At 33.1% G+C, this 24853-nt stretch carries 24 protein-coding genes and 1 CRISPR repeat array; of the genes, 14 read left to right on the forward strand and 10 right to left on the reverse strand.

Features of this window, described 5'->3' with window-relative positions:
• The 6 genes from H5T45_04120 to H5T45_04145 form a co-directional block, all read right to left on the reverse strand.
• Window positions 1–156 (reverse strand): hypothetical protein (locus tag H5T45_04120; GenBank protein MBC7128901.1); only part of this gene is annotated, 156 nt, incomplete at its 3' end.
• Window positions 157–189: 33 nt separating this feature from the next.
• Window positions 190–762 (reverse strand): hypothetical protein, encoded by a 573-nt coding sequence (locus tag H5T45_04125; protein ID MBC7128902.1) that lies wholly within the window; start codon window positions 760–762, stop codon window positions 190–192.
• A complete protein-coding gene (locus tag H5T45_04130; GenBank protein MBC7128903.1) occupies window positions 759–1769 on the reverse strand; it encodes a hypothetical protein in 1011 nt (336 codons plus the stop codon). The genes H5T45_04125 and H5T45_04130 overlap by 4 nt, the downstream gene beginning before the upstream one ends.
• A gap of 8 nt (window positions 1770–1777) precedes the next feature.
• Complete coding sequence (locus tag H5T45_04135) at window positions 1778–2527, reverse strand: zinc ribbon domain-containing protein (protein MBC7128904.1); 750 nt, start codon at window positions 2525–2527, stop codon at window positions 1778–1780.
• A gap of 3 nt (window positions 2528–2530) precedes the next feature.
• Complete coding sequence (locus H5T45_04140) at window positions 2531–3679, reverse strand: SPFH domain-containing protein (protein MBC7128905.1); 1149 nt, start codon at window positions 3677–3679, stop codon at window positions 2531–2533.
• A 1-nt stretch (window position 3680) separates the two neighbouring features.
• Window positions 3681–4199: a hypothetical protein gene (locus H5T45_04145; protein MBC7128906.1), complete on the reverse strand. Its 519-nt coding sequence runs from the start codon at window positions 4197–4199 to the stop codon at window positions 3681–3683.
• Window positions 4200–4294: 95 nt separating this feature from the next.
• On the opposite strand from H5T45_04145, the gene cas10 reads away from it, so the two are divergent.
• From cas10 to H5T45_04200, 11 genes are all read left to right on the forward strand, one after another.
• Complete coding sequence (gene cas10, locus H5T45_04150) at window positions 4295–6598, forward strand: type III-A CRISPR-associated protein Cas10/Csm1 (protein MBC7128907.1); 2304 nt, start codon at window positions 4295–4297, stop codon at window positions 6596–6598.
• A 6-nt stretch (window positions 6599–6604) separates the two neighbouring features.
• On the forward strand, window positions 6605–7000 hold the full coding sequence (gene csm2, locus H5T45_04155; protein ID MBC7128908.1) for a type III-A CRISPR-associated protein Csm2: 396 nt from the start codon (window positions 6605–6607) through the stop codon (window positions 6998–7000).
• A gap of 10 nt (window positions 7001–7010) precedes the next feature.
• Window positions 7011–7784 (forward strand): type III-A CRISPR-associated RAMP protein Csm3, encoded by a 774-nt coding sequence (gene csm3, locus H5T45_04160; protein MBC7128909.1) that lies wholly within the window; start codon window positions 7011–7013, stop codon window positions 7782–7784.
• Between the two features lie 4 nt (window positions 7785–7788).
• A complete protein-coding gene (gene csm4 / locus H5T45_04165; GenBank protein MBC7128910.1) occupies window positions 7789–8727 on the forward strand; it encodes a type III-A CRISPR-associated RAMP protein Csm4 in 939 nt (312 codons plus the stop codon).
• Entirely contained in the window at window positions 8717–9808 is a 1092-nt protein-coding gene (gene csm5, locus H5T45_04170; protein ID MBC7128911.1) for a type III-A CRISPR-associated RAMP protein Csm5, read from the forward strand. Before csm4 ends, csm5 begins: the two co-directional genes overlap by 11 nt.
• Window positions 9805–10992, forward strand: coding sequence for a TIGR02710 family CRISPR-associated protein (locus tag H5T45_04175; protein ID MBC7128912.1), 1188 nt, complete (start codon window positions 9805–9807; stop codon window positions 10990–10992). Before csm5 ends, H5T45_04175 begins: the two co-directional genes overlap by 4 nt.
• Complete coding sequence (locus tag H5T45_04180; protein ID MBC7128913.1) at window positions 10989–11654, forward strand: CRISPR-associated endonuclease Cas6; 666 nt, start codon at window positions 10989–10991, stop codon at window positions 11652–11654. The genes H5T45_04175 and H5T45_04180 overlap by 4 nt, the downstream gene beginning before the upstream one ends.
• Complete coding sequence (gene cas1, locus H5T45_04185) at window positions 11647–12639, forward strand: CRISPR-associated endonuclease Cas1 (protein MBC7128914.1); 993 nt, start codon at window positions 11647–11649, stop codon at window positions 12637–12639. The genes H5T45_04180 and cas1 overlap by 8 nt, the downstream gene beginning before the upstream one ends.
• Window positions 12636–12920, forward strand: a complete 285-nt coding sequence (cas2, locus tag H5T45_04190) for a CRISPR-associated endonuclease Cas2 (GenBank protein ID MBC7128915.1) — start codon at window positions 12636–12638, stop codon at window positions 12918–12920. The genes cas1 and cas2 overlap by 4 nt, the downstream gene beginning before the upstream one ends.
• Window positions 12921–13038: 118 nt before the next feature.
• A CRISPR array of direct repeats spans window positions 13039–15806; the repeat unit is 24 nt; unit sequence TTCCAGAAAAACAAGGATTGAAAC.
• A gap of 36 nt (window positions 15807–15842) precedes the next feature.
• A complete protein-coding gene (locus H5T45_04195; GenBank protein MBC7128916.1) occupies window positions 15843–16766 on the forward strand; it encodes a 4-demethylwyosine synthase TYW1 in 924 nt (307 codons plus the stop codon).
• Window positions 16763–17917 carry a DUF401 family protein gene (locus H5T45_04200; protein MBC7128917.1) on the forward strand — a complete coding sequence of 385 codons (1155 nt, stop codon included), beginning with the start codon at window positions 16763–16765 and terminating at the stop codon, window positions 17915–17917. The genes H5T45_04195 and H5T45_04200 overlap by 4 nt, the downstream gene beginning before the upstream one ends.
• Here the strand turns inward: H5T45_04200 and H5T45_04205 are convergent.
• Window positions 17905–19617, reverse strand: coding sequence for a hypothetical protein (locus H5T45_04205; GenBank protein MBC7128918.1), 1713 nt, complete (start codon window positions 19615–19617; stop codon window positions 17905–17907). The two genes, H5T45_04200 and H5T45_04205, sit on opposite strands and share 13 nt — an antisense overlap.
• A gap of 67 nt (window positions 19618–19684) precedes the next feature.
• On the opposite strand from H5T45_04205, the gene H5T45_04210 reads away from it, so the two are divergent.
• The gene (locus H5T45_04210; GenBank protein MBC7128919.1) at window positions 19685–20737 is read left to right on the forward strand and encodes a DUF763 domain-containing protein; all 1053 of its coding nucleotides are present in this window, start codon (window positions 19685–19687) and stop codon (window positions 20735–20737) included.
• On the opposite strand, the gene H5T45_04215 is transcribed toward H5T45_04210, so the two are convergent.
• Window positions 20738–21868, reverse strand: a complete 1131-nt coding sequence (locus H5T45_04215) for a PD-(D/E)XK nuclease family protein (protein MBC7128920.1) — start codon at window positions 21866–21868, stop codon at window positions 20738–20740. It abuts the gene before it with no gap.
• 77 nt (window positions 21869–21945) lie between these two features.
• Between H5T45_04215 and H5T45_04220 the strand changes: the two genes are divergently transcribed.
• Window positions 21946–23301: an acetyl ornithine aminotransferase family protein gene (locus H5T45_04220; GenBank protein MBC7128921.1), complete on the forward strand. Its 1356-nt coding sequence runs from the start codon at window positions 21946–21948 to the stop codon at window positions 23299–23301.
• Here H5T45_04220 and H5T45_04225 read toward each other — a convergent pair.
• A complete protein-coding gene (locus H5T45_04225; GenBank protein ID MBC7128922.1) occupies window positions 23291–23455 on the reverse strand; it encodes a Trm112 family protein in 165 nt (54 codons plus the stop codon). The genes H5T45_04220 and H5T45_04225 overlap by 11 nt on opposite strands.
• A gap of 30 nt (window positions 23456–23485) precedes the next feature.
• Here H5T45_04225 and truA point away from each other — a divergent pair, with 30 nt between their 5' ends.
• On the forward strand, window positions 23486–24223 hold the full coding sequence (gene truA, locus H5T45_04230) for a tRNA pseudouridine(38-40) synthase TruA (GenBank protein ID MBC7128923.1): 738 nt from the start codon (window positions 23486–23488) through the stop codon (window positions 24221–24223).
• Between the two features lie 231 nt (window positions 24224–24454).
• Here the strand turns inward: truA and H5T45_04235 are convergent, their stop codons facing one another.
• Window positions 24455–24835, reverse strand: a complete 381-nt coding sequence (locus H5T45_04235) for a transposase (GenBank protein MBC7128924.1) — start codon at window positions 24833–24835, stop codon at window positions 24455–24457.
• Between the last annotated feature and the right edge of the window lie 18 nt (window positions 24836–24853).

The raw sequence follows: 24853 nt of genomic DNA on the forward strand, positions 1-24853 counted from the left end.
AAACGGAAATACATATGTTTCATATTTATATGGCAAAACTGGATAGCCCTCTTTATAAATAAAATTTGTATAGCCAGCAAAGATATTTTCATTGCTTTTTTGAACTGCCACAGGAGCAATCATTATAATAGATATTACAATTGCTAACGCTTTCATGATGATAAATGGAAAAGGAATTAAAAAAACTTGCTATACCCCAATTACATATTTATTGTTCGACAAATAAACTGGAACATATACAATTTTCCTTTCATTTATTTTCATTTCATAATCTATATATTGCAAAACTCCTGGTTTTTCAGCCTCATAAGTAAGGATTAGAAAATCAGCAAGTTTTTCAGCTTCTTTTTCACCTATTGCTAATGGAATTCTCTCAATTTTTGTAGATTTTTCAATCTCAAAATTAGGCGGGTTGAATGTTAGGAGATTTGACCAATGCCTGAATTCTTCCGGTGGGAGATCAATTCCAGGAATATAAATAGATGTTCTTCCGGATTTATCCTTAAATAAATTCGCAATTTTCATAATTCCAACAACCTTACTTTCACGGATATCTATTGATATATCCATTTTCCAGAAAGGCATGTAATATTTTTCTCCTTCCATATTCTTTGAAAACCTCCAGAATTCATAATCAAAAATTTTTATTTCATCTTCCCTTATATGCAATGCTCCACAATTTTCGCAAATAAAAGCCATATCAGTTTTTTTTGAAAAAAATAAATTTTTGCATTTTGGACATTTAACATGAACAATCCTCATATTTTCCCTCCTCCAAAAATATTTCCTGGTGCATCAATTTTTATATTTTTAATCGATTTTAAAGATAAGCCATACTTCTTTTCTATATCTCCCTCAACAATCTCACTCCCATGCCTAAAGAAGAAATAGCTCGCAATAAAGATAATGAACCCAGCAATAAGGGCAAAAATTCCGAGTTCGGCTGAACTTCCAATTGTCCAAATGCCAAATGATGATACCATTCCGCCAGCAATTGCCCCACCTGTCATAATCAGAGCTTGATAAAGCGCATCGCCTGGCGCCCTGCCAGCAATAACCTTTGAAGTTACGCCATCAATTGTGGCAAAATACATTCTCTCCTTGTATTTGTATCTCGCAATCCATATGGGGTAATAGATTAGCATGAAGGATTTTGGTATCACATGCATCTTGTGAAATGTTATATTATCAACTCCTGCGCTTCTTATTGCATCCTGTCTTATTTTCTCAATGCCTGAATTAAATGCATCGGTTTTTGAAGTTGTTACCTCAAATGTTGGAATTTGTTCAATATTTGCTTGGATGATATTTCCTTGAAGATTGCGAAGATATTTTACTCCAATATCTCCCGCATCACATGCAATTTCAGTCCAGTCAAAGTCACGAAAAACCATTTTTTCCATAGGAACCTTTTTTACTGTTGTTGTTTTTCTTGAAGCATCATAGTGCCTCTCCTCCCTGTATCCACAAACCCATCCAGCAGCTCTTGCTTTTATACGCCAGAAGGGCAAATAAATTGGAAATATCTCAGTTATTTCAGCAACTTTTTTAAGATCCCTTGCCTTCAATTTTTTTCCAAACCATTCATGGAGAAGAGATATTGCTGTGTCTTTTTTAACATTATTTGCAAACATAACAGTATAAACACCCTCATCTCCCTCAATCCATATCACCGCATTGCAATATTTGCATGAGATAACTTTTTTTCCTTCCTCAACATCAAGGGCGCCTCCGCACGAGGGGCATGAAATTCCAATTGATATTTCCATTTTTCACCTCACATATTTTTTGCTACCATATATGAAGCAAGGAATAGCAGAGGGGCTGTTACAGCCATTCCAATTAGCCCATATTTCAATTTCCAGAAAGCTGAAATAATGCCATAAACCAAGAATAAAAAGAAGCCAATGAAAGCAACCGCAACATAAGGAAAGCTTTCTCTTGTTGGAAATTTCTCGCAGAATACTTGGCCAGAAGAAGCATCTATTACAACATTGTAAATATTTCCTTTATAATCATATTCAATATACCATATTGGGAAAAATACTAAAGCTTGCTCTTTTGCTTTTCCAGGAAGATTGTTTAAGTAAGCATCCATTCCTAAATCTGGCTGTATTAAATTTATTTTTGGGTCAATTTTATAATTCTGATCAAATATTTTCATGTCTCCCGCTGGTATTTTCAATGCATGCATTCCAGGCAAACTCGTGGATTTTGCTGGCTCGAAATAAATAACTTCTTTCCCATCAACATCTCTCTTAAACATGTATAGAGGAAAATACTGGGGCATCATTTTCACTATTTTTGCCTCGCTTTCCAAATCCTTTGCCATTGCAGAGCCAGCACTCCATCTCTTAAATATGCCCCTTGCCTCATTTTCATCTGTTTTGAGTTCAACTATGTAAAAGAAGCCAACACCGCTTTTATCTATATACATCTGCGAGTCACAGTATTCGCATTTAGCAAACTTTGTGCCAGCATCTATTTCAATGCTTGCCCCACATTTCTGACACTTTATCTTTGCCATATTTTACACACTCTTCCCGCAATTTGGGCAAAACTTTGAATTTGCTGGAATATCAGCATTGCAATTCTGGCATTTTTTGCTTCCTAGAGCAGCTCCACAATTTGAGCAAAACTTTGCATCAGCGGGCAAAGATGCTTTACAGTTGGGGCATTCAATCTTCTCCTGCCTTGCCCCACAGCTCGGACAAAACTTTGCATCAGCTGGAATTATTGCACCGCACTTTACACATGCCTTGCTCGGCTGTTGGGGCTGCTGGGGTTGCGCCGCTTGGGCTGCCTGCGCCATGCTCCCAATCATTGCATAGCCCGCTCCTATGCCAGCGCCTATGCCAACGCCTGCGCCTGCTGCACCGCTTGGGTTTTGGGCTGCTTCTCTCATTGCCTGCCCTGTTTGATACTGCAAGTAGTTTGCTCCTAAAACCTGCATGCTTGCTCTTGTATCGACTGCTTTTTGAACTTCTTCTGGGAGATTTATGTATAAGCCTGATACCTTATTTATTTCAATTCCATACATTCCAAAGTGGTCTTTTGATTTTTCAAGAACAATCTGCTCTATGTTTGTTAAATTTGGGGCAAGTTCTGTTACTCCCATTCCCTTCTCCTTTAAATGACCTATTGCATCATATACAAGCAAAACCATCTGCTCCTTTATTCTTTCCTCTACTTCCTCACTTGTCTGATAATTAAGTGTGCCTACAAACTGATTAATAAAATTCACTGGGTCATGCACTTTATAGCGAAATTCTCCAAATACACGCAAATTTACAATTCCAAATTCCTTATCCTTAAATTGATATGGCTGTTTGCTTCCAAATTTACCATCAAAAACCTTCTTCTGTATATAATATACTTCTGCCTGCTGTTTTACTCCTGATAAAGCTCTTATAAGTCCTCCTAAAATTGGGGCATTCTGGCTTGTTAATGCATATCTATCTGGCTTATCCAAATATGCAAGAACCTTTCCATCTCTATAAAATACTGCTATTTCATCCTCTCTTACAACTATGTTATCATTTAAGCGTATATTCCTTGGAACCTTCCACATTATGAAATTTCTTTTATATGCATCGTCCCATGCAATTGTCATTGCCCCTATTATTCCTTCCTTGCCTCCTGCTGTTGCATCAGTCCTTTTACTTCCTCCAAATAACATTTTACACCTCTATTCCTGTAATATAAACCATTCGATTTTTAAATGTTTTCTCAAATTCTTCGAGCATTCCTCTTATTTTTTCAATTTCCTCAGGAATTTCTTCCTCGCCCATACTTTTTATTTTTGCTGTCTCATTTGATATATCAGCAATAATTTTTGCCATTGAATAATCAAATTCATATAACTTATTCAATTCATCTTCTCCTATTCTTATTGCTGGCGAAATTCCAGAATAGCCATGCTCAGCATGGCGAAGCTGGCCATCTATCTTCTGGAAATAATTAAGCAGGTTACCTATTTTTTCAAGATTCTTTGTTTCATATTTATAAACAAGATTTCTCCTTAAATCCTCAATATCATTTCTTGCAATTTTCAGTTTATCAGCAAGCTGATTGCGAAGCAAGTTATCAGCTTTTCTTATATCTTCCCTGCGCCTGTATCCCTCATATCCTGGAATAATCAGCTGTATTTTTTTCAAAATCCCCCTGTCCTCCTCAATTCTTTCTCTAATATCCACCATAGATAAATATAAATAAGCGAATTTAAAGGTTTTGGAAGAAAACAAATTTTAAGTTTTAAGATAAACTATATATATCAGAATATCTATTTGTTTCGATGGGGAGAGATCAAGAAATATGGTTACTTCGCATCGCATCTATTTTACATGATATTGGAAAATTCTGGCAGGGAGCAGGCGAAGGAGGGGTCCATCAAGATTTAAGCCAAAAATTTATTAATACCTATCTTGAAGGCATAACAACTCTGCCAGGATCGCATCATGATTATGAAAAATACATGGGGAGGGAATATAAATTCCTAAAAATTTTAGTTGCTGCTGATTGGTTGGCTGCTGGAGAAAGGACAAAGGAGGAAGAAGAAAGGAAAAGAAAGGAGACACCCATGCTTTCTATATTTTCTAAAATAAAAATAGTAGATGAAAAGATAGAGGATGAAAAGGGTGGGAACAATAGATATATTCCTCCTTTATCTTATTCAGTTGAAAATATTTTTTATCCCACGGAAAAAGATAAGATAAAAGATTTAGAATCTTACTATAAGAATTTATGGAATGTATTCTGTAAAGAAGTTAAAAATTTGAATAAAAAAGATCTAAATGCTCTATTTATTTCTCTTTATTACCTGCTCCAAAAATATACTTCTTTTATTCCATCAGCAGTTTATAAATCCAAACCAGATATTTCTCTTTTTGATCACTCAAAAATGAGTTGTGCAATAGCGGATTGTCTTTATAAAAATGCGGATATTAAATACTTAGATAATTTGTTAAGTGGTTTAAAAAAGAGTGAGGAAAAGGAAGAATTAAATGATGAAGAAAAAAAAGTTTTAGAAAATGGAAAATTTTTGTTAATTGGAGGAGATATATCAGGAATACAGAAGTTTATATATACAATTATTTCAAAAAGGGCGGCAAAAGGATTAAAGGGCCGCTCTTTTTATTTAGAATTACTGGATGAAATAATAGCTTTCTATATATTGGATAAATTGGATTTATCGATAGCAAATCTTATCTATTGTGCGGGTGGTCATTTTTACATCCTAGCTCCAACAGGAATTAATATAGATGAGTTAAGGAAAGATATCTCTTTGAAATTATTTGAAGTGCATAAGGGAAGATTATATCTTGCAATAGAGAGTGTAGAACTATCCCCGCTGGATTTTAGACCAGGAAATTTTCCAAAAAAGTTAAAAGAGCTATCTGACTTGTTAGGAAAAAGAAAGAAGAAAAGATTTGAGGAAATAATGGAAGAGATAAATCTTTTTGAGCCAGTTGAAGCAATAGATATATGCCAAGTATGTGGTGAGCCTATAACCAGTAGTGGGGATAAAATATTGGAGGAGGAAGAAGAAAAGATTGTAAAATGCAAGATATGCAAAGGTTTTGAGGAGCTTGCTGACGAGATAAGGAAAAAATATCTCATCATAATGAAAAAAAGTAAAGAAGATAAAATAGAAGGATGGAATATTCCATTTATCAAATTTGGTTATAAATTAGCTTTCAGCAATTCCATAGAAAATTTTGAGAATGTTAAGATTATTTATAAGATTAATGATACAAATTTTGTTGAAGATATTCCTTATCCATTGGGATACAAGTTTTATTTAATAACTCCTTCTCAAGAACTTGAAAAGCTAGCAGAAAATGCAGAGGGTTTAGAAAGATGGGGGGTTATAAGAGGAGATGTAGATAATCTGGGTCTTATTTTTTCTAAAGGATTAGGAAAAGATGCAACTATATCGGGAATATCTACTCTAAGCAGCATGCTTTCTTTCTTTTTCAAAGGATGGATGAATAAGATATGCGAAGAATATAAAAATAAAATATATGGAATATATTCTGGAGGCGACGATTTCTTTATAGTTGGTTCTTGGGATGTTTTGCCTAAATTAGCAGAAAAAATTTATGAAGAATTTAGAAAATTTACTTGCGAAAATCCTTATATCACTCTTTCCGTAGGAATTTCAATAGCCCCATCAGTTAAATATCCTATATATAGGACCGCTGATATGGCTGGAGAAGAGTTAGAAAGAAAAGCTAAAAATATTAAAGGAAAGGATGCAATTGCCTTCTTAGGAAAAGCGATAAAATGGGATGATTTTAAAAAAGTTAAGGAATTAAAAGATGAGATATTTAAAAAATTGGAAAATGGCGTTTCAAAAGGACTTTTACATAAATTGTATGGAATTTATGATATTTATAAAGAAACCGCAAATAAAAAAGGAGAAAAATTAGCAAAATATGATGGGAGATATGGAAGATGGAGGTGGTTACTTGCTTATACCTTGGCCAGAGAGAAAATAAAAGATAAAGAAGAATTTAAAAGAAAAATTAGGGAAAATATAGATTATTTAGATATCGCTGTTAGGTGGTGCGAATATCTAAAAAGAGAAAGGAGGTGATAAAAAGTGTATAAAGATATGGAGGAATTAATAAAAGAAGTTGAGAGAGATATGGATGAAATATTGAGAGGAGATGGAGAAAAATTAGTTGAAAACGCCAAAAAAATTGGAGAGCAGATATCAAAAGGTGTTACAACATCTCAGATAAGGAACATCTATAGCGAGGTTGTAGGAATGCGTGAATTTGACAAATATAAATTGCAACTTTTGAGGGCAAAGCTTGCATATATTGCTGGAAAAGAAGGGACAATACATAAGGGAAAATTAACGGATATAGGAGGTCTGCAGAAAATCTTGGATGGAATGATCAGGAAGGTAAATGATGAAAAATATTTTGAAAATTTCAAGAATTTCTTTGAGGCAATATTAGCATACCATAAATATTATGGAGGAAAAGATTAGAGGTGATAAAATGGAAGAGATAAATCTTTTGGGAAAAATTATAATAAGGGGGAAGATAAAAGCCGAAACTGGTTTGGCTATAGGTAGCGGGGGAGGAAAAATGGAAATAGGAGGAGTAGATAATCCAGTTATAAAAGACGCTTTTGGAAAACCATACATTCCAGGCTCATCTCTCAAAGGAAAAATGAGGAGCCTGCTAGAAAAAGCAAGTGGAAAAAAACCGAATGTGAGTTTAGGAAAAGCGAGAATCCACATATGTGAAAATAAAGAGGAGTATCAAAAATGCATTGTATGCAAAATATTCGGATTACCAGGAGAAAAAGATTTTAGCGAGCCAACTCGTCTTATTGTAAGAGATGCTTTCCTAATTGAAGATAGTATAACTGATGAGATGAGGAAAAATATGGACTTTAAATATACAGAAGTAAAATCTGAAAATGTCATTGATAGGATAACATCTGCTGCAAACCCCCGCCAGATGGAAAGGGTGCCTGCTGGGGCAGAATTTGATTTTGAGATGATTTACAATGTTTTCAGTGAGGAAGATAAAAACAACTTGAAGGATGTTTTCAAAGGTATGGAGTTGTTAGAGCATGATTATCTTGGCTCTTCTGGGAGCAGAGGATATGGAAAAGTTAGGTTTGAAGGAATAAAAGTTTATTGGTGTTCAAAAGAAGATTATGAAAAAGGAAAAATAGAGGAGAAAAAAGAGATAAACGCTGAATTGCAAACTCCAAATAAGATTGTTGAGAAATTTGAAGAAATAAGGAAAAATATCAGCTGAGAAGATGAAATATAAAGTATGCGAAATAGAAACAATTACACCATTTCATATAGGAAATAAAGAAGGTAGTTTAGAAGAAACCTTGCATTATGTCCCATCTGATACTTTATTCAGCGCTTTTTGCAATGTTTATAGAATATTATATGGAGAAGATGAGCTTAAAAAACTAATTGAAGAATTTACAACCAAACCACCATTCCTGCTGTCTTCAGCATTTCCAGCAGTTAATGGCACTTTATTCTTTCCCACCCCTAAAAATTCAAAGTTAGTTAGCGACGATGAAATATTAAATAAAAAATTAAAGAAAATTGAGTTTGTTAGTGAAGAAATTTTTAAAGAATTAATCAAGGAAGGGAAAATAGAGGTTAAAAAGGAGTGGGTAACGGTGGATGGGAAAGGGATAGCAAAAGAAAAGATAGAGAAATTATGGGTAGAAAAGGAAGTTGCAAGAGTAACCATAGATAGAAAAACAAATGCATCTCAACTATATTATCAGGGAGAAGTAATCTTTAATGGCTTGCATTTCTTAATAGACTTAAAAGACGAAAATTATTGGAAAGAGATTGAAACAACGATAAGAGTTATGGAGCATGAAGGAATTGGAGGAGAAAGAACATATGGAAAAGGATTATTTAAAATAAAGAAGGTAAGAGATATAGAATTCAATGAAAATAAAAGCGAATGGTTTTTAACCCTATCAATGTATTGCCCAAAGAAAGAGGAATTGAAAGGAATAAAGGGATATTTTGAATACATAACCAGAGGAGGATGGGTATATTCACCAGAAGAAAAGGGTTTAAGAAAGAAATTTTTGAGAATGTTTGTTGAAGGCTCTGTATTCAATAAGAAAATCGTTGGTGGGATGGTGAAGGTGGCGGAAGGAAGGCATGATGTTTTTAGATATGGATATGCTTTTCCAATAGGGGTGAAAAATGAGATATGAAGTTGAGGTTATTTCTCCTCTCCATATTGGAAACGGAAGAGAATTATCCTCTATTGAATATTTAGTTGATAAAAAATTCTATAGAATAAATATGGATTCTCTTTTTAGGGAAAAGGAATTTGATATAGATGGTTTTGTTGAAGATATAAAACTTGGTTTATTTAAAATAGAGAATTATAAGGAATTGGCAAAGAAGAATAAGGAATATGTGATCGATATTTCAAATTCTGCAGAAAAAAATATAAAAGGGAGAAATGTGAAGGAATTTATAAAAAGTGGTGGAAGATTATATATTCCTGGAAGCTCAATAAAAGGGGCTATAAGGACAGCTGTAATGTGGCATGTTTTGAAAAATAATGCTGAATTATACGGAGAAATGGAAGAATATTTTGAAGAAATTATAAGGGGGAAGATAAAGAAGAAAAAGGAAGAAGTTGATGATGAAATAGAAAAAAATGTTTTTGGTAAGGATCCAAAATATGACTTATTTAAAGCAATACAGATATCAGATGGAAATATTCTTCCAATAGATAGATTGAGAATAGATGAGGTTAAAATTTTATCCACAACTTCCTCAAGCTATTATTGGAAAAATTTTTCTATATTTATCGAGGCATTGAAAATAGGAACAAAATTTGAGACAGATATAAAAATTGATGAATTTTTTACAAAAGAAGATGTTTCTAAGGAGTTGGGTTTCGATGATAAAATAGTTTATTTAAAAAATATTGAGGAAATATGCAAGGATTATAGCAAGGAGCTTATAGATTATGAATTAAATTTTCTCAAAAGATATAATGTCGGAGGGGAATTAAATGAAGTAATAAATTTCTATGAAGAGCTAAAGAAAAAAGATGGTGTATTGCTAAGATTGTCGTGGGGAGCAGGGTGGCAGAGCATGACAGTTGGAGGATTGATCAATGAAGAAATGTTAGAAGAATTGAGGAGGATATATAAAATGGGCAAAAGAAGAGATTATCCAGAGTATGTGAAACCTTTTCCAAAAACAAGAAGAATTATTTTTGAAGACAATAAGCCAAAATATCCTTTAGGATGGATAAGGTTGGAGGGAAGAAAATGAGAATATTATTTATTACGGTTGGAACAGGAGTTGGAGAAAGCGAAGAAAAAGTAAAAAGTCTGGCGCACGGTATTCTGTATTCCATTTCACAGCATAAACCAGATAAGATCGTGTTTTTCGGCTCAGAAGAAAGTAAAAGGACAATAGAAGAGATAAAGAAGCAGTATTTAGAAAAGGAGGAAAGGGAATTTGAAAATTATGAATTTGTTAAAATAGATAAGATAGATGATTTTAACGATTGCTATGAAAAAATGGAGAATAAGATAAAGGAATATAAAGAGGAGGAAATTGTTGTAGATTATACATCTGGAACTAAAACAATGACAACAACCGCCGCAATAATTGCGATGCTTTATCAGAAAAAATTGTTTCTTACTTCTGGAAAAAGAGGTAAAAATGGGATTGTAATTCCTGGAACTGAAGAAATAAAGCAACAAAATCTTTATCTTGCTTATAATAAATATGCTTTAGAAAAAGCCAAGGAAGCATTTAATAGTTATAGGTATGAAGATGCGAAAAATTATTTAAAGCAAATAGTTGCGATGGAAGAAAAAAAGGATTATGAAGAAATTGTTGAAGCATATAGCTTATGGGATAAATTTGAGCACGAAAAAGCAAAAGAAAAGATGGAAAAAGTAAAAATGGATATTCTGAATACAAACAAATCTTTTCTAGGAAGGCTGGGTAAGGCGGAGGTGCGTGAGGAATTCTTAATTCCTGACTTGTTAAATAACGCTTCTCGTAGAATAGAAGAAGGGAAATATGACGATGCGGTTGCAAGATTGTATAGGGTTATAGAAATGATTGCTCAATATAGATTAAAAGCCGAACATGATTTGAACCCTTCTGAAATAAAATGGGGTGATTTGGAAATTAAAATAAAAGAACAAAAAATTATGGAAAAGTATGAAAAAAAGAAGGATGAAAAAGGAATAATAAGATTGTCTCTAAATGAATGCTATGATTTGCTAAAAGATTTAAATGATGAAGTTGGAAAAGTTGCTGAGGATAAGGAATTAAAGGACTTGCTTAAAAAGAGGAATTTCTCTATTCTTGCTCACGGCGTTGAGCCAGTTAGTAGAGAGGGCGCATATAAATTATTTAATAAAGCAAAAGAAATTGCTGAAAAAGTATTGGAAAATTTAAATGAATATATGGAAATATCAAAATTTCCAAAGCTATGAATGTTAGAGTTTTGATAACTGCGTTAAAGACAGATAAGCCAGTTAAAGAAAATGCTAGCATGCTAAGAGGGTATATAGGGAATAAATTCAAGGAAAATATAATTCTTCATCATCATGTTGGAGGAAATGAAAGTTTATATGCTTATCCAAGAATTCAGTATAAAATAATTGAAAACACACCTATAATAGTTGGAATTGAGGAAGGGGTAGAGATTTTAAAAAATATATCTGATGGGCTAAAAGAATTAATACTCGGTAGAAGCAGGTATAAAATATTATCTATCCAGATGAATCAATTAAATGCTGAGTTTGGTAAATGCAGAGAAAATATAAAGTATAGGTTTTTGTTGCCATGGCTTGCATTAAACCAAGAAAATTATAAAAAATATAAGGAAATAAATGACTGGAAAGAAAAAAAGAAGTTTTTGAATGGGATATTAATAGGAAACATTCTTTCAATGTGCAAAAGTTTGGATTACATTGTTGCGGGAAAATTATATTCTCATTCATTGCTAAATGAAGAAATAGTAAAATATAAAGGAATTTTTCACACTACTTTTACTGGAGAATTCAGGATAAATTTCAAAATTCCAGATTATCTTGGAATTGGAAAAGGTGTTTCTCATGGCTTCGGAACAATAAAAAGGGTTAAAAATGATTGAAAAAAGGTTAAGAAATGTTATTGTATCTGGATTTGGATATAGAATAAAGAGTAAGGAAAATATAATTTTTATAAAAAAGGAAGATGAGAAATTCTATTTTTCTCCTAAGGAGATAGAACAACTTATAATAGCGGGAGAAGTTTCTATCACAAGCAATGTTGTAAAGCTACTCATAAGAAATAATGTTGATATTGTTTTTGTGGAGCATAATCCAAATTTCTTTGCAAGAGTTGTAAAAGATGATTACAATTTTATAAATGAGCTATGGAGAAAGCAATTAATATTAACTGAAGAAAGAAAATTGGAAATGTCTAAAGAAATTGTAAATTCTCTGATTTATAATAAAATAAGATTGTTGCAAAGTATAGAGAAAAACAGAGAAATAGATTTTTCCCCAGATATTGAATATTTAGAAAAAAGGAGAGAGGAAAGTGACAATTGCAAAGATAAAATTTCTTTGATGGGGTGCGAGGGGGAGGCAAGCAGGGCGTATTTTTCAGCAATAAGAAAATTAATTCCTGAAGAATTTGGATTTGTAGCAAGGATCAAGCATCCGCCAACAGATGGAATAAATTCTTTGCTCAGTTATGGTTATACTGTTTTACTTTCTAGGGTTAGTTATGCTTTAATGTTAGCTGGGCTGAATATTTTTGAAGGAATATATCATGAAAGTTATAGGGATAGAACAGCCCTTGCATATGATTTGATGGAGGAGTTCAGACAGCCAATAGTTGATAGGGTTGTTTTAACTGAGGTTGTTAGGGGAAGGGTTAAGAAAGATGATTTTTTTATAAAGGATGGAATGTGCTATATGAAGGATGAGCTTAAGAGAAGTTATTTAGATGCTCTATATACAAGGTTTGAAGATAAATATAATTATGAAGGAAGAGCTATGGAATTTCTTGATATAATATATGAACAGGCTAGGAAGATGGCGGAAGCAATAGGAAAGGATAAAAAATATGTTGGATTTAAATATAGATGAAAGAGATGAGATTTATTTATGTAGTTTATGATATTCAAGATGATAATATTAGAAATACTCTTTCAAATTTATTGCTATACTATGGTTTGCATAGAGTTCAATATAGTGCATTTAAAGGACTTATTCCTATAAAAGATAAATATTCTCTTTTAAAAGAGATATATTCTTTAAATATAGGAAAGGAAGATAAAATTCATATATTTGATCTCTGTAAAAGTTGCTTAGAAAATGCGATTACCATCGGAAAAATTGAGGAAGGAAAGGAGCATGTTGTGCTTTAATTTTGGCTGGACTTTGGAAGTAATATAAATAATTTTTCCAAAAAATTTGACCAGCCAAAAAATTTATTAAGATAAGACAATTTACTATTAAATTCAGCTTAAGAGAAAAAAGTCGGGGGTTGCAAAATCTTCCAGAAAAACAAGGATTGAAACTTCCTATATATTTACCCTCTCCTGTCTGTATCACAAGTTGCAAAATCTTCCAGAAAAACAAGGATTGAAACAACGGAAGCACATCAGTTACATTTGAGAATTTCCCATGTTGCAAAATCTTCCAGAAAAACAAGGATTGAAACCCTTCATATCCCTTGCTTCTTATCCATATTTCATAACAATTTGTTGCAAAATCTTCCAGAAAAACAAGGATTGAAACAAAGTCAAGCGAAACTCCTAAACAAAGAAAAAAAAGTTGCAAAATCTTCCAGAAAAACAAGGATTGAAACGTGTTATTCGTAAGGTTTGTCCATCCAAAGCATGCGTAATAGGTTGCAAAATCTTCCAGAAAAACAAGGATTGAAACGTGTTTGCAATATAACTGCCTACTATACCTCTTGTGTTGTTGCAAAATCTTCCAGAAAAACAAGGATTGAAACGATGCTTAACCTCCCTTGCGGGCGGGTGTCCATCCCACGTTGCAAAATCTTCCAGAAAAACAAGGATTGAAACTCCTGCATAGATGCTGTGTTTTTGCAGTTGCTCTATTGGGTTGCAAAATCTTCCAGAAAAACAAGGATTGAAACTTATTTTTGAAGGATTTTTATCTTGGAAGCAACTTCGAAGTTGCAAAATCTTCCAGAAAAACAAGGATTGAAACTTATCAAGGTTAAGAATTTTGATTAAATCAGCAGAGTTGCAAAATCTTCCAGAAAAACAAGGATTGAAACTTTTCATTTTTACCACCTCCGACTTTTATTTTATTTAGTTGCAAAATCTTCCAGAAAAACAAGGATTGAAACCTTAAAAATTTTAGGTATTTTTTAGTAATTTGTATTGCACTATGTTGCAAAATCTTCCAGAAAAACAAGGATTGAAACCGGCTTGCTCGGACTATTGTATGCCTCAAAAGTGATGGTTGCAAAATCTTCCAGAAAAACAAGGATTGAAACACTTTTTAAAAAATTCTAATGCTCTTTCTTTTGTTATTGTTGCAAAATCTTCCAGAAAAACAAGGATTGAAACTTCTGATTATGTTGCAGAGTGCAGCCATAACTAATAAAGTTGCAAAATCTTCCAGAAAAACAAGGATTGAAACCTTTCCGATAGCAGTATATGTCTTTGAAGTCGCAAATTGAGTTGCAAAATCTTCCAGAAAAACAAGGATTGAAACTCCAATTCCCTATATAACATATTTTCCTTTACCATCTTTTGTTGCAAAATCTTCCAGAAAAACAAGGATTGAAACATCAACAGCCACATAAGCGTTGTATGACATGTTGTTTTGTTGCAAAATCTTCCAGAAAAACAAGGATTGAAACGGGCGGGGACACACCCAACAATATCATTTTTATCTTGTTGCAAAAATTTCCAGAAAAACAAGGATTGAAACCGAGCATGTCATATATTTTCTTGTTCAACTCTGGTGTGTTGCAAAAATTTCCAGAAAAACAAGGATTGAAACTAATTTCAATTGCCCTTTTTCCGTCAATTTTTGTTTTTGTTGCAAAAATTTCCAGAAAAACAAGGATTGAAACATATATGTTGTCTGAGTTTTTGCTTACTTGTTTTATTATAAGTTGCAAAAATTTCCAGAAAAACAAGGATTGAAACTCAAAGACATGTTCTTCCACTATCACTGTGATGTTTTCGTGTTGCAAAAATTTCCAGAAAAACAAGGATTGAAACTTTTCCTTTCCTTCCTTCTATTGTTCCAACTTTCAAAAAGTTGCAAAAATTTCCAGAAAAACAAGGATTGAAACCCTCTAATTCCTTAAACAAATTTTCCTTCCTTTCCCACGTTGCAAAAATTTCCAGAAAAACAAGGATTGAAACTTTCTCGCACTCCATGCCCATTCATGATACCCTACAAACAAAGTTGCAAAAATTTCCAGAAAAACAAGGATTGAAACCATCTGAATGCATATTTTATTATGTTTCCTATTACAAAGTTGCAAAAATTTCCAGAAAAACAAGGATTGAAACCACACGCACGCACGCATATATTGGGTGGTTGGTTTAAATGGGTTGCAAAAATTTCCAGAAAAACAAGGATTGAAACTAGAATTTTTTGCCCTTCGTATTGAGGCGGAATACATAGTTGCAAAAATTTCCAGAAAAACAAGGATTGAAACATTAGTTTTCTGGCTTCCTGTTTTGGAAGGGTTTTTTGTATGTTGCAAAAATTTCCAGAAAAACAAGGATTGAAACTTGCTACCAAGGAATAACCATTCGGTTTATTTGTTAATCTGTAGTTGCAAAAATTTCCAGAAAAACAAGGATTGAAACCAGTCAAAGGCTTCACATGTATTTGCTGTATTCTTGTTTGAAGTTGCAAAAATTTCCAGAAAAACAAGGATTGAAACCAGTCAAAGGCTTCACATGTATTTGCTGTATTCTTGTTTGAAGTTGCAAAAATTTCCAGAAAAACAAGGATTGAAACAGAAAATCCTTCAAATTTTCCGAATATATTCTTATCCTTGTTGCAAAAATTTCCAGAAAAACAAGGATTGAAACCGTTAGGTCTCAAAATGGCGACATCATTGTTCAAGTTGCAAAAATTTCCAGAAAAACAAGGATTGAAACAGCCCGCAATTCTCACATTTGTATATGTTTTTCTTCTGTTGCAAAAATTTCCAGAAAAACAAGGATTGAAACTTCGCTGAAACTAACTCTGTCTTTGCTTTTTCTCTGTTTTGTTGCAAAAATTTCCAGAAAAACAAGGATGAAGAAATAAATTTAATAACCAATATATTTATGCAGATATTTATGCAGGATTTTGCAGAGATACTGAAAAAGCAGGGTTATGCAGTTGTTGGAAAGCACTCAGCAGTAAAACTCTGTTACTGGCTCAGGAAGGCATTGATTAAAAAAATCCCATGTTACAAAAGCACATTTTATGGAATAGAAAGTCATCGCTGCCTGCAGATGACGCCAGCCGCCTATCACTGCACCCAGAAATGCCTCTATTGCTGGCGATTTCAGGGGCTTACACTCGAGGAAATAAAAAAGGAAGAGGCGGATGAGCCAAAATTTATACTTGAAAAGAGCATTGAGGAGCAAAAAAGGCTGCTAAGCGGTTATAAAGGGAATGAAAAAGTTAGCATAAGGGAATGGAATGAAGCAATTGAGCCAAAGCATGTCGCCTGCTCTCTTACAGGTGAGCCAACTTTATATCCTTTCCTTAGCGATTTTTTTGAGGAATGCCATAAAAGAGGAATGACAACTTTTCTTGTAACAAACGGGACAAATCCAGAAGCAATTGAAAAAATGGATACATTGCCAAAACAAATTTATGTTACAATTTCTGCTCCAAATGAAGAAATATACAAAAGGCTATGCTGTCCCCTTATTAAAGATGGATGGAAAAAAATTAATGAAACAATTGAATTGCTTCCCTCACTGAATACAAGAACAGTAATAAGGCACACATTGGTGAGACATTGGAATCTTGGATATGAAGAAGAATATGCGAAGATAGATGAGAAAAGTGATGCATGGTTTATAGAGCCAAAAGGATATATGCATGTTGGATATTCAAGAGAAAGAATGAGAAGCAATAATATGCCAAGTCATGGGGAAATAAGAAAATTTGCTGAAAAATTGGCTGGTTTAATTGGTTATAAAATAGAGGATGAAAGAATTGACTCAAGGGTTGTATTGCTTGGAAGAGGGAAAAAAAGGGAAATATGAACAATTTACTGATTTTGTTATCGATATTGGCATCCTTCTCGGTTATTATCTTTTTAGTTTCAAAAAGAAAAAATTTTGCGATATCTGTTCTTGCTGGAATTATAATTCTTTCAATATTTGATTATAAAAATCTGCCAGAAAATTTATATAAAACTGCAACGGATTGGACAGTAATTGCTTTAATAATCATAATTTTTCTGATAAATTTGTTATCCACAATTCTACAGGAAGGAGGCGCAATGGGAGAACTTGTGAAATTTTTAAGCCAAAAACTTTCCTACCGCGGTTTGGTTATTGCAATCCCGTCTCTGCTTGGCATGCTCCCCGTGCCTGGCGGGGCGCTGATGAGCGCGCCACTGATAAATAAAGGAGGCGGGCAGAAAAATGAGCTAACTTTTGTTAATCTATGGTATCGGCACATATGGTTTATAATTTTGCCGATTGCAACTCCCCTTGTGCTTATTTCTGATTTATCGGAGGTGAGCATTTATAAACTGATTTTAATGCAGTTTCCAATTTTTTTATTGAGTTTTTTTATAGCAATTCCTGTTGTTAAAAAATTTTCTGGCAAAAGAGAAAATGAAGTAGGAGGAAACTATTTCGCGCTTATTCCTATAGCAGTTACTGTCTCAACAGCAATAATTTTATCATTTTTTATAAGCACATATTTATCTTTTCTAATTGCCCTTCCTATTGGAGTAATTCTTGCAACTATAATATCAAAGAAGAGAGAAATATCCTTTTTAAGAAAAGGCACACCTGTTAGCCTTTTAATTGCAATATTTGAAATAATGCTCTTAAAAAATATTATATTTTCAATGAATGCTCCAGAGATAATATATTCATATCTTTCAAATTTCAATCCGATTGCAATGATTGCAATTATTTCCTTCTCTGTTGGAGCAATTACTGCTAACAATTTGGCTGCGATTGCAATTCTTTATCCTTTATTATCCCCTTTTATTTTTACCAGCAAACTTGTTAGCTTATTATATATTTCTTCTTTTATTGGCTATCTTGTTTCTCCAGTTCATCCCTGTTTGGTATTAACTTATGAATATTTCAAACCAAAACTCACAGATTTATACAAGCTTCTTCTCCCTCCATCAATACTACTTATAATTGTATCAGCAATAATCTATTCTCTATAGCCCCCTATCTTAAGAGTTGGGTCTCCGAGCAAAAGCCATTCCTGAACAACCTTTACATCTATAATATATTTTAATGGCATGTTTGCATCTCCAGGGAAATAATCTATAAATTCTTTCAGTGTCTGGGAATGAAGCATTCCAAGAATATCAATTCCTTCATTATATATCCTGAAGAAATTTATTTCAAGCCATCCATCCAAAACTTGCAAATAATCAGGAATTCCGTCTTTATTTTCATCCTCGCTTCCATGATAGCCAAGTCCTGTATTTCCAATTGTTGCTATTGCCCCTCCATTTATCTTGCGTGTTAGCCACCAGCTCCAGCACTCTGGAGCATTCTCTCCTTTTCTCACTCTTTCCTTATCAAACGAATAGAATATGCTAACATTGAACTGGCTGTTGTGGCATCCTCCTATAACTACGATAGGCAATTCGTAGCCATTCCTTAAAAATGGCATATCAAATATTTGCAAACCCTCTTCCCATTCTTCAAAATTATATGGCTCATGCGTTGCCCAGCTAATCGGATTTCCATGCCCGCAGAAATAAGCAAAGCCAGCCCCTTCATTCATTGCATTTATTATATTTTTTGAATTCAAATCAATTTCTGACGCCCATAATTTTATTGCATCAAAATCCTGCATATATTTATATGCCTCCCATGTAGCAAGCTCTCCTTCAATATATTTATGGCTATCTTCATATGAATCGCCAGCAACCAAAATAAATTTATTAAAATCATCAAAATGTTTGTTTTCATAATTTATTATTTTATCAATCATTATTTTAAGTTCATATTTGTTCCTGCATGCAATTCTTCCAATATAAACATCTGGATATAAATCGAGATTATCCTTTTTCATTCCTTTCCATTCAGCAAATATTCCATTTCCATTGCTGTCCCAGTCCTCAAAAACAATGCTTCCATTTTCATATTTATAAATATCTGCAAAATATAAATCGCTCAAGTAGCCAGTTTCCCACCCAGAGCGATCGTCTAAATTTGTATATCTTACTGGCATTAGCCATCTCTCTTTGAAAATTCCTCCTTGCCTACCTCCTACAAGCATAACATATTTTATTCCCCATTCCTCAATTGCATTTTTAATGAAATATTTCACTTTTTCAGCATCATCCCTGCCATTTCTCGCTACATTGCTACTGTAAATTTCATTTAGCCCCACTGCTATTGTTTTTATTCCCTTGCTTTCCTTATGCTGCTTCAATGCTTCAATCTCGCTCAGCCATGCATCTGGTGAAATTATTAAGAAATCATATAGCGAGGCACTTTCAGTTTTTTCTGGCAAAACATAATCAATTTTTACATCAAAATTATCTGCTTCATAGATTTTATTTTCCCTTAATATCTTATTGTAAAGATAGACATTCAAAAATATGCATCTTTCTCCTTTTTCAATTCCCACACCTATGCTATATTCATGCCATTCCTGCGGAATTTCATACTCCATAAAGAATTCATTTCCTTTAAAATTATCAACTCTATAACTTATAAATTTTTTATCAAAAGAACCCGTCTTTTTAACATTCAATGGTTTCACTTCAATATTTTCTATTTTTGTCCCCAACGGAAATTTATATTTCAAAACCCTATAATCAATGCATCTATTTTCGGATTTAACATCGCCTAGGTGTATGCTGAACATCGCAAAAACAACAATGACTGCTACAATCTTTTTCATGAAAATGAATAAATTTATAGTTTATATCTTTTCCCTTAAATTTATATTCCAAAAAAAATTTAATATTGTGGAAAAAACTGGTATAGCTGATTTACCCCTACATTATGGGAAGGCGCCTGCCTGGCTTTATAAAAGAATGGTAAGATTAGCAGATGCCATTTCTGCAATTATAATTGAAGAATATGGTGGAGAAAAACTTCTTGAGCTACTTTCAAATCCTTACTGGTTCCAGAGTTTTTCTTGCGTGCTCGGATACGACTGGCATTCATCTGGCACCACAACTGTTACCTGCGCCTGCCTTAAAGAAGCCTTAGAAAAACATGGCATAAAGGCGGCGGGCGGGAAAGGGATGGCAAAAAGAACGATTGAAGAGATAAAGGAAAAAGGTGGCGAGTTTGGAGATAAAATTTCATATGCGAGCAGGATGACTGCAAAGGTTGATAGCGCGGCTCTTCAGGATGGCTATGGGCTTTATCATCATGTAATAATTTTTGATGATGCTGGAAGATGGGTTGTAATTCAGCAGGGAATGAATAAAGAAAATAGGTATGCGAGGAGATATCACTGGATATGGAAAATTAAAAGTTTTGTAGAGGAGCCGCATGCAGGAATTATAGGAAAAAAAGGAATTGCTTTGAATATGACAGATAGAAATAGCGAGAATGCAAGAAAGGTGAGCGTTGAGATTTCAAAAGAAAAGCCAGCATGGGTTTATAAACAGTTTATGAAAATCAAAACATGCAAACCTTATCAATCAACTCTTGAAGGAAAAATACTCGCTTTAAAAATGCCAGAAAAAATAAACTGGAATGCATTAAAAGAAGCATATGAAATACAGCCGAAAAATTTCGAAGAAATGCTTGCAATAAAAGGTGTTGGAGCATCTACTGTAAGAGCCCTCGCCTATATCTCAGATATAATTTATGGATGTCCTCTCTCATGGAATGATCCCGTAAAATATTCATTTGCGGTGGGTGGAAAAGATGGGGTGCCCTATCCCGTGGATAGAAGAGCAATGGATGAATCAACAAACATTTTAATTCAGAGTTTAGAAGAAGCAAAAATAGGAAAAAGAGAGAAAATTGAAGCAATTAAAAAACTCAAAATTCTTGTTGAATAGTTATTCATCGATTTCTCTTAAATAAACCCTCACATCTTTCTTTTCCTCTGCTAAAAGTTTTATTTTCTCATATATAATTTCTGGAAGATTTCTGGATATATAATCATTTGATAGAGATATTAAATCAATTTTTGAATAATTCTCGTAAAGATTGCATTCCTTTAAAATTTCCTTTAATTTATTCTGTTCCTTGAAAGATATGTTTTTATATTTTTTAATATCAACAAATTTTCCACTACCATACAATCTTTCCAATCCGTTTTTCTCTGCATATTCAATCAGTCTTTCCCTGATTTGTCTCTGTATTTCCTTCATTTCGGAAATTTTACTGCATATTTCCCAATATTTATTTACGAGTGAGTAACTGTCTTCATCTTCATACCATTTATGCCTGAAAATAGGGCAAATCTGCTGGTATTCACAGTAATTGCATAAGCTAGATTCAGAAGTTGGGAATTCATTTTCTTTTATTGCCCTTTCTATTTTATTTATCTTATCAATCAGATTTTTCCTGGCATCTTCATAATTGCTCTTCCTTATTCTTATTTCTTTATTAAAAGCGAGAAAATGCCATACAAGTTCAACATCTTCAATATCATAAAAATATTTTAGAGATAAGGCATATATTGCTAGTTGTGGGTCATTTTCCATCTCTTGCTTGGTTGGTAAATGTATAGATGTCTTATAATCATGAACCTCATATTTTCCATCCAATTCCATGACCCTGTCAATTACCCCCGCAATCCAGTAATTTTCATTTATAGGAAATACAATTCTCTTTTCTAACGCAATTATTTTGCCTTCGTCAAAGGGCTTGTAAGTATTGTAATAATCAATTAGGTATCTCTCCCCCATTTTCCTGTAATTATTTATATCATATTCTTTTGCAACAAAAATTTGCTCGTTCATTTCTTTTTCCCATCTGTTGTTATAAAATTCCAGTAATTCCTCTAGCGAGCATGTTTTCTCATATATCTTATCTCTATATAATTTTTCAAGTGCTTCATGAACCCTGCTTCCCATAAAAGCTTCTATACTCTTTCTCACAGGCTTAATTCTGTCGACATACATCAATTTAAATCTATATGGGCATGTTTCGAAAGAATTTATAGATGAATTCGAATATATCATTAGTAAATATTAAAGATTTAACTTTAAATTTTTCCATATATCAGGAAATTTTTTAAACAGAAAAGCATTTCAACCATATGATAACTGGAAAGGAAAAAAAACCATTAATAAAAAATCTTCTTGGAAAAAATGCTAAAAGGATAATGGAGAAAGATGAAAAATATGTTGCAAATACAACAAAAGCATCTCCCGCAGTTGTTAAGGAAGCAAAAGGAATTGTCTTCGAAGATGTTGATGGAAATATATTTTTTGATTTTGTCTCTGGCGTTGGGGTTGTAAATGTTGGTCATTCACATCCAAAAGTTGTGGAAGCTATAAAAAAGCAGGCAGAGAAATTCATTCATTTTGCTGGAACAGACTACTATTATCAGGTTCAGGTTGATTTAGCGGAAAAACTTTGCAACATTGCCCCAGGCAGATGGAATAAAAAAGTTTATTTTGGAAATAGTGGAGCTGAAGCAATTGAATGTGCAATAAAACTAACAAGATGGGCCACAAATAAAAAGTTTTTCATATCTTTTATAGGAGCATTTCACGGCCGCACAATGGGCGCGATGGCATTAACTGCAAGCAAAATAGTCCATAAACAGAGATTTTTCCCATGGATGCCTGGAGTGGTTCATATCCCCTATCCAAATCCATATCGCAATCCCTTTGGAATCGATGGTTATGAGGAGCCAGACGAACTTACTAACGCAGTAATAAATTATATTGAATATATTTTCAAGCATTTTCTCCCAAGCGATGAAGTTGCCGCTCTTTTTTCAGAGCCAATTCAGGGAGAGGGTGGTTATGTTGTTCCGCCCAAGAACTTCTTCAGAACATTAAAGAAATTCCTGGAAGAAAAAAATATATTGCTTGTTGATGATGAAATTCAGGCGGGATTTGGAAGAACTGGCAGGATGTGGGCAATCGAGCATTTTGGCATTCACCCAGATATAATAACAAGCGCAAAATCCATAGCATCGGGCTTGCCATTATCCGCCTGCATTTACCCCTCAAAAATTGATTTTGGAGTAAAGGGCGCCCACTCCACAACTTTTGGGGGCAATCCGCTGGCTTGCGCCGCCTCGCTTGCAACCATTGAATTACTTGAAAAAGGATTGATTAAGAATGCGGAAAGGCAGGGGAAGTTAATTGGGAAGAGATTGAAGGAGTTTGTTGAGAGATATGAGATAGTTGGGGATGCGAGAGGGATAGGATTGATGCAGGCTACTGAGATAGTAAAGGATAAGAAGAGCAAGAAAGTTTTTCCAAAAGCAAGAGACGAAATTGTTGAAAGATGCTTTAAAAAGGGCATTCTCTTGATTGGGTGCGGAGAAAGTGCGATAAGATATATACCTCCTCTCTGTATAAATGAAGAGCAAATGAATAATGCAATGGACCTTGTAGAAAAGGCAATTAAGGAAACATGCGCAAATCTTAAATCATAACAGGAATACCCTTTTTTATTTCATATTCTTTCCCGCATTTTTTGCATGAGAGTTTTCCACTAATTATCTCCTTCTCATTTTCCTCCTCTATTTCTAAAATTAAATTTCCTTTGCAATATGGACAGCAAAGCAGTTTTAAATGCTCTTTCTTCATAAATTTAAATATCTATTTGATATTTTAATCATGCGCATAGCACTAAAAATAGGTTATGATGGGACAATATTTGATGGATTTGCGAGGCAAAAAGGGAAAAATACAGTAGAGGGAGAAATAATAAAAATTCTAAAAAAAAGCGGGCTTGTTAAAGATATAAAAGATGCAAGATTTCAATATGCTGCAAGAACAGATAAAGGAGTTAGTGCAATTGCAAATGTGATATCATTTAATTGTAAGGGAAATGCTCTTAGAGTATTTGAAAATTCCAAGAAAATATGGGTTTTTGGTTATGCATATGTTGATGAAAATTTTAATCCAAGATATTGCAAAAGTAAGAGGTATAGGTATTATGTTTATGATATGGGATATGATATTAAAAAAATGGTCGAGGCTGTTAAAATTTTTGAAGGACAACATGATTTTGCCTATTTTGTTAAAGACAGGAAAAGGACAATTGCAAAAATAGATAAAATAGAAGTATCTGAGGGAAAAATAATAAAATTTGATTTTGAAGCAAAATTTTTTTTATGGAATCAGATAAGAAGAATCATGGCATCAATTCTTGAAGTGGGGAAAGGAAGATGTGAAATTGAGGATATAAAAAAATCCTTGGAGAAAAAAGAAAGAATAAATTTTGGACTTGCTGAGCCAGAAAATCTTATCTTAATTGATATAAGATATGACTTTGATTTTATTCCATTCACTCAACCAAGATTTTTGATAAAAAATGAAATTTTTAATGATATAAAGTGTTTCTTAAATTAAAGATTTAGAAGAACTGCAAAAATAATTCAATTAAGCACTCGGAAATAAAGATATGCAGTATTTCCGAATGTTGTGTTAGATTTTGATTTTTGCAATCAAATTTTTTGCAAAAAAAATAAAAAATTTTTTATCAATTTAATTTAATTGTTCTGAAAACAAAAAATCAAAAAATAATTTCTTCTCTATAAAAATATTAGCGAAAGATAGTCCTATAACTTTCGAGATAAATTATTAAAAAATTTTGATGATTTTTTCATCGATTCTTTTAGCACAATTGATATTACATAGAACTTTTCTTTGCTTTATTAAATCAAGAATAGAATCTTTCCACTTTTCAGCTATTATAGAAATAAATTCTCTTATAAAGTACCACAGATTATAAAGGATAGCAGAAAATATGAAAAAGAAAAACCTTATAATAGGATTCTCTGTCTTCGTTTTTATCATAAAATTCTCTTGAGCATCTCTATAAAAATTTTCTATGTTCCATCTTCTCCTATATAGATCTGCGAGACTAAGAATATTTGATTCATCAATTTCAATGTTTGTGCAGAAAACATCGAAATTTTTCCAATTTTCTTTATATTTGTTACCATTTGGAATGAAGAACAAGTTTGTTTTTATTTCTTC

It is taken from the genome of Thermoplasmatales archaeon (assembly GCA_014361245.1).
Taxonomy (GTDB): domain Archaea; phylum Thermoplasmatota; class E2; order UBA202; family JdFR-43; genus JACIWB01.

Coding starts and splice junctions, on each gene's coding strand:
- H5T45_04125 (MBC7128902.1), bottom strand. CDS start 762: ATGAGGATTGTTCATGTTAAATGTCCAAAATGCAAAAATTTATTTTTT.
- H5T45_04130 (MBC7128903.1), bottom strand. CDS start 1,769: ATGGAAATATCAATTGGAATTTCATGCCCCTCGTGCGGAGGCGCCCTT.
- H5T45_04135 (MBC7128904.1), bottom strand. CDS start 2,527: ATGGCAAAGATAAAGTGTCAGAAATGTGGGGCAAGCATTGAAATAGAT.
- H5T45_04140 (MBC7128905.1), bottom strand. CDS start 3,679: ATGTTATTTGGAGGAAGTAAAAGGACTGATGCAACAGCAGGAGGCAAG.
- H5T45_04145 (MBC7128906.1), bottom strand. CDS start 4,199: ATGGTGGATATTAGAGAAAGAATTGAGGAGGACAGGGGGATTTTGAAA.
- cas10 (MBC7128907.1), top strand. CDS start 4,295: ATGGGGAGAGATCAAGAAATATGGTTACTTCGCATCGCATCTATTTTA.
- csm3 (MBC7128909.1), top strand. CDS start 7,011: ATGGAAGAGATAAATCTTTTGGGAAAAATTATAATAAGGGGGAAGATA.
- csm4 (MBC7128910.1), top strand. CDS start 7,789: ATGAAATATAAAGTATGCGAAATAGAAACAATTACACCATTTCATATA.
- csm5 (MBC7128911.1), top strand. CDS start 8,717: ATGAGATATGAAGTTGAGGTTATTTCTCCTCTCCATATTGGAAACGGA.
- H5T45_04175 (MBC7128912.1), top strand. CDS start 9,805: ATGAGAATATTATTTATTACGGTTGGAACAGGAGTTGGAGAAAGCGAA.
- H5T45_04180 (MBC7128913.1), top strand. CDS start 10,989: ATGAATGTTAGAGTTTTGATAACTGCGTTAAAGACAGATAAGCCAGTT.
- cas1 (MBC7128914.1), top strand. CDS start 11,647: ATGATTGAAAAAAGGTTAAGAAATGTTATTGTATCTGGATTTGGATAT.
- cas2 (MBC7128915.1), top strand. CDS start 12,636: ATGAAAGAGATGAGATTTATTTATGTAGTTTATGATATTCAAGATGAT.
- H5T45_04195 (MBC7128916.1), top strand. CDS start 15,843: ATGCAGGATTTTGCAGAGATACTGAAAAAGCAGGGTTATGCAGTTGTT.
- H5T45_04200 (MBC7128917.1), top strand. CDS start 16,763: ATGAACAATTTACTGATTTTGTTATCGATATTGGCATCCTTCTCGGTT.
- H5T45_04205 (MBC7128918.1), bottom strand. CDS start 19,617: ATGAAAAAGATTGTAGCAGTCATTGTTGTTTTTGCGATGTTCAGCATA.
- H5T45_04215 (MBC7128920.1), bottom strand. CDS start 21,868: ATGATATATTCGAATTCATCTATAAATTCTTTCGAAACATGCCCATAT.
- H5T45_04220 (MBC7128921.1), top strand. CDS start 21,946: ATGATAACTGGAAAGGAAAAAAAACCATTAATAAAAAATCTTCTTGGA.
- H5T45_04225 (MBC7128922.1), bottom strand. CDS start 23,455: ATGAAGAAAGAGCATTTAAAACTGCTTTGCTGTCCATATTGCAAAGGA.
- truA (MBC7128923.1), top strand. CDS start 23,486: ATGCGCATAGCACTAAAAATAGGTTATGATGGGACAATATTTGATGGA.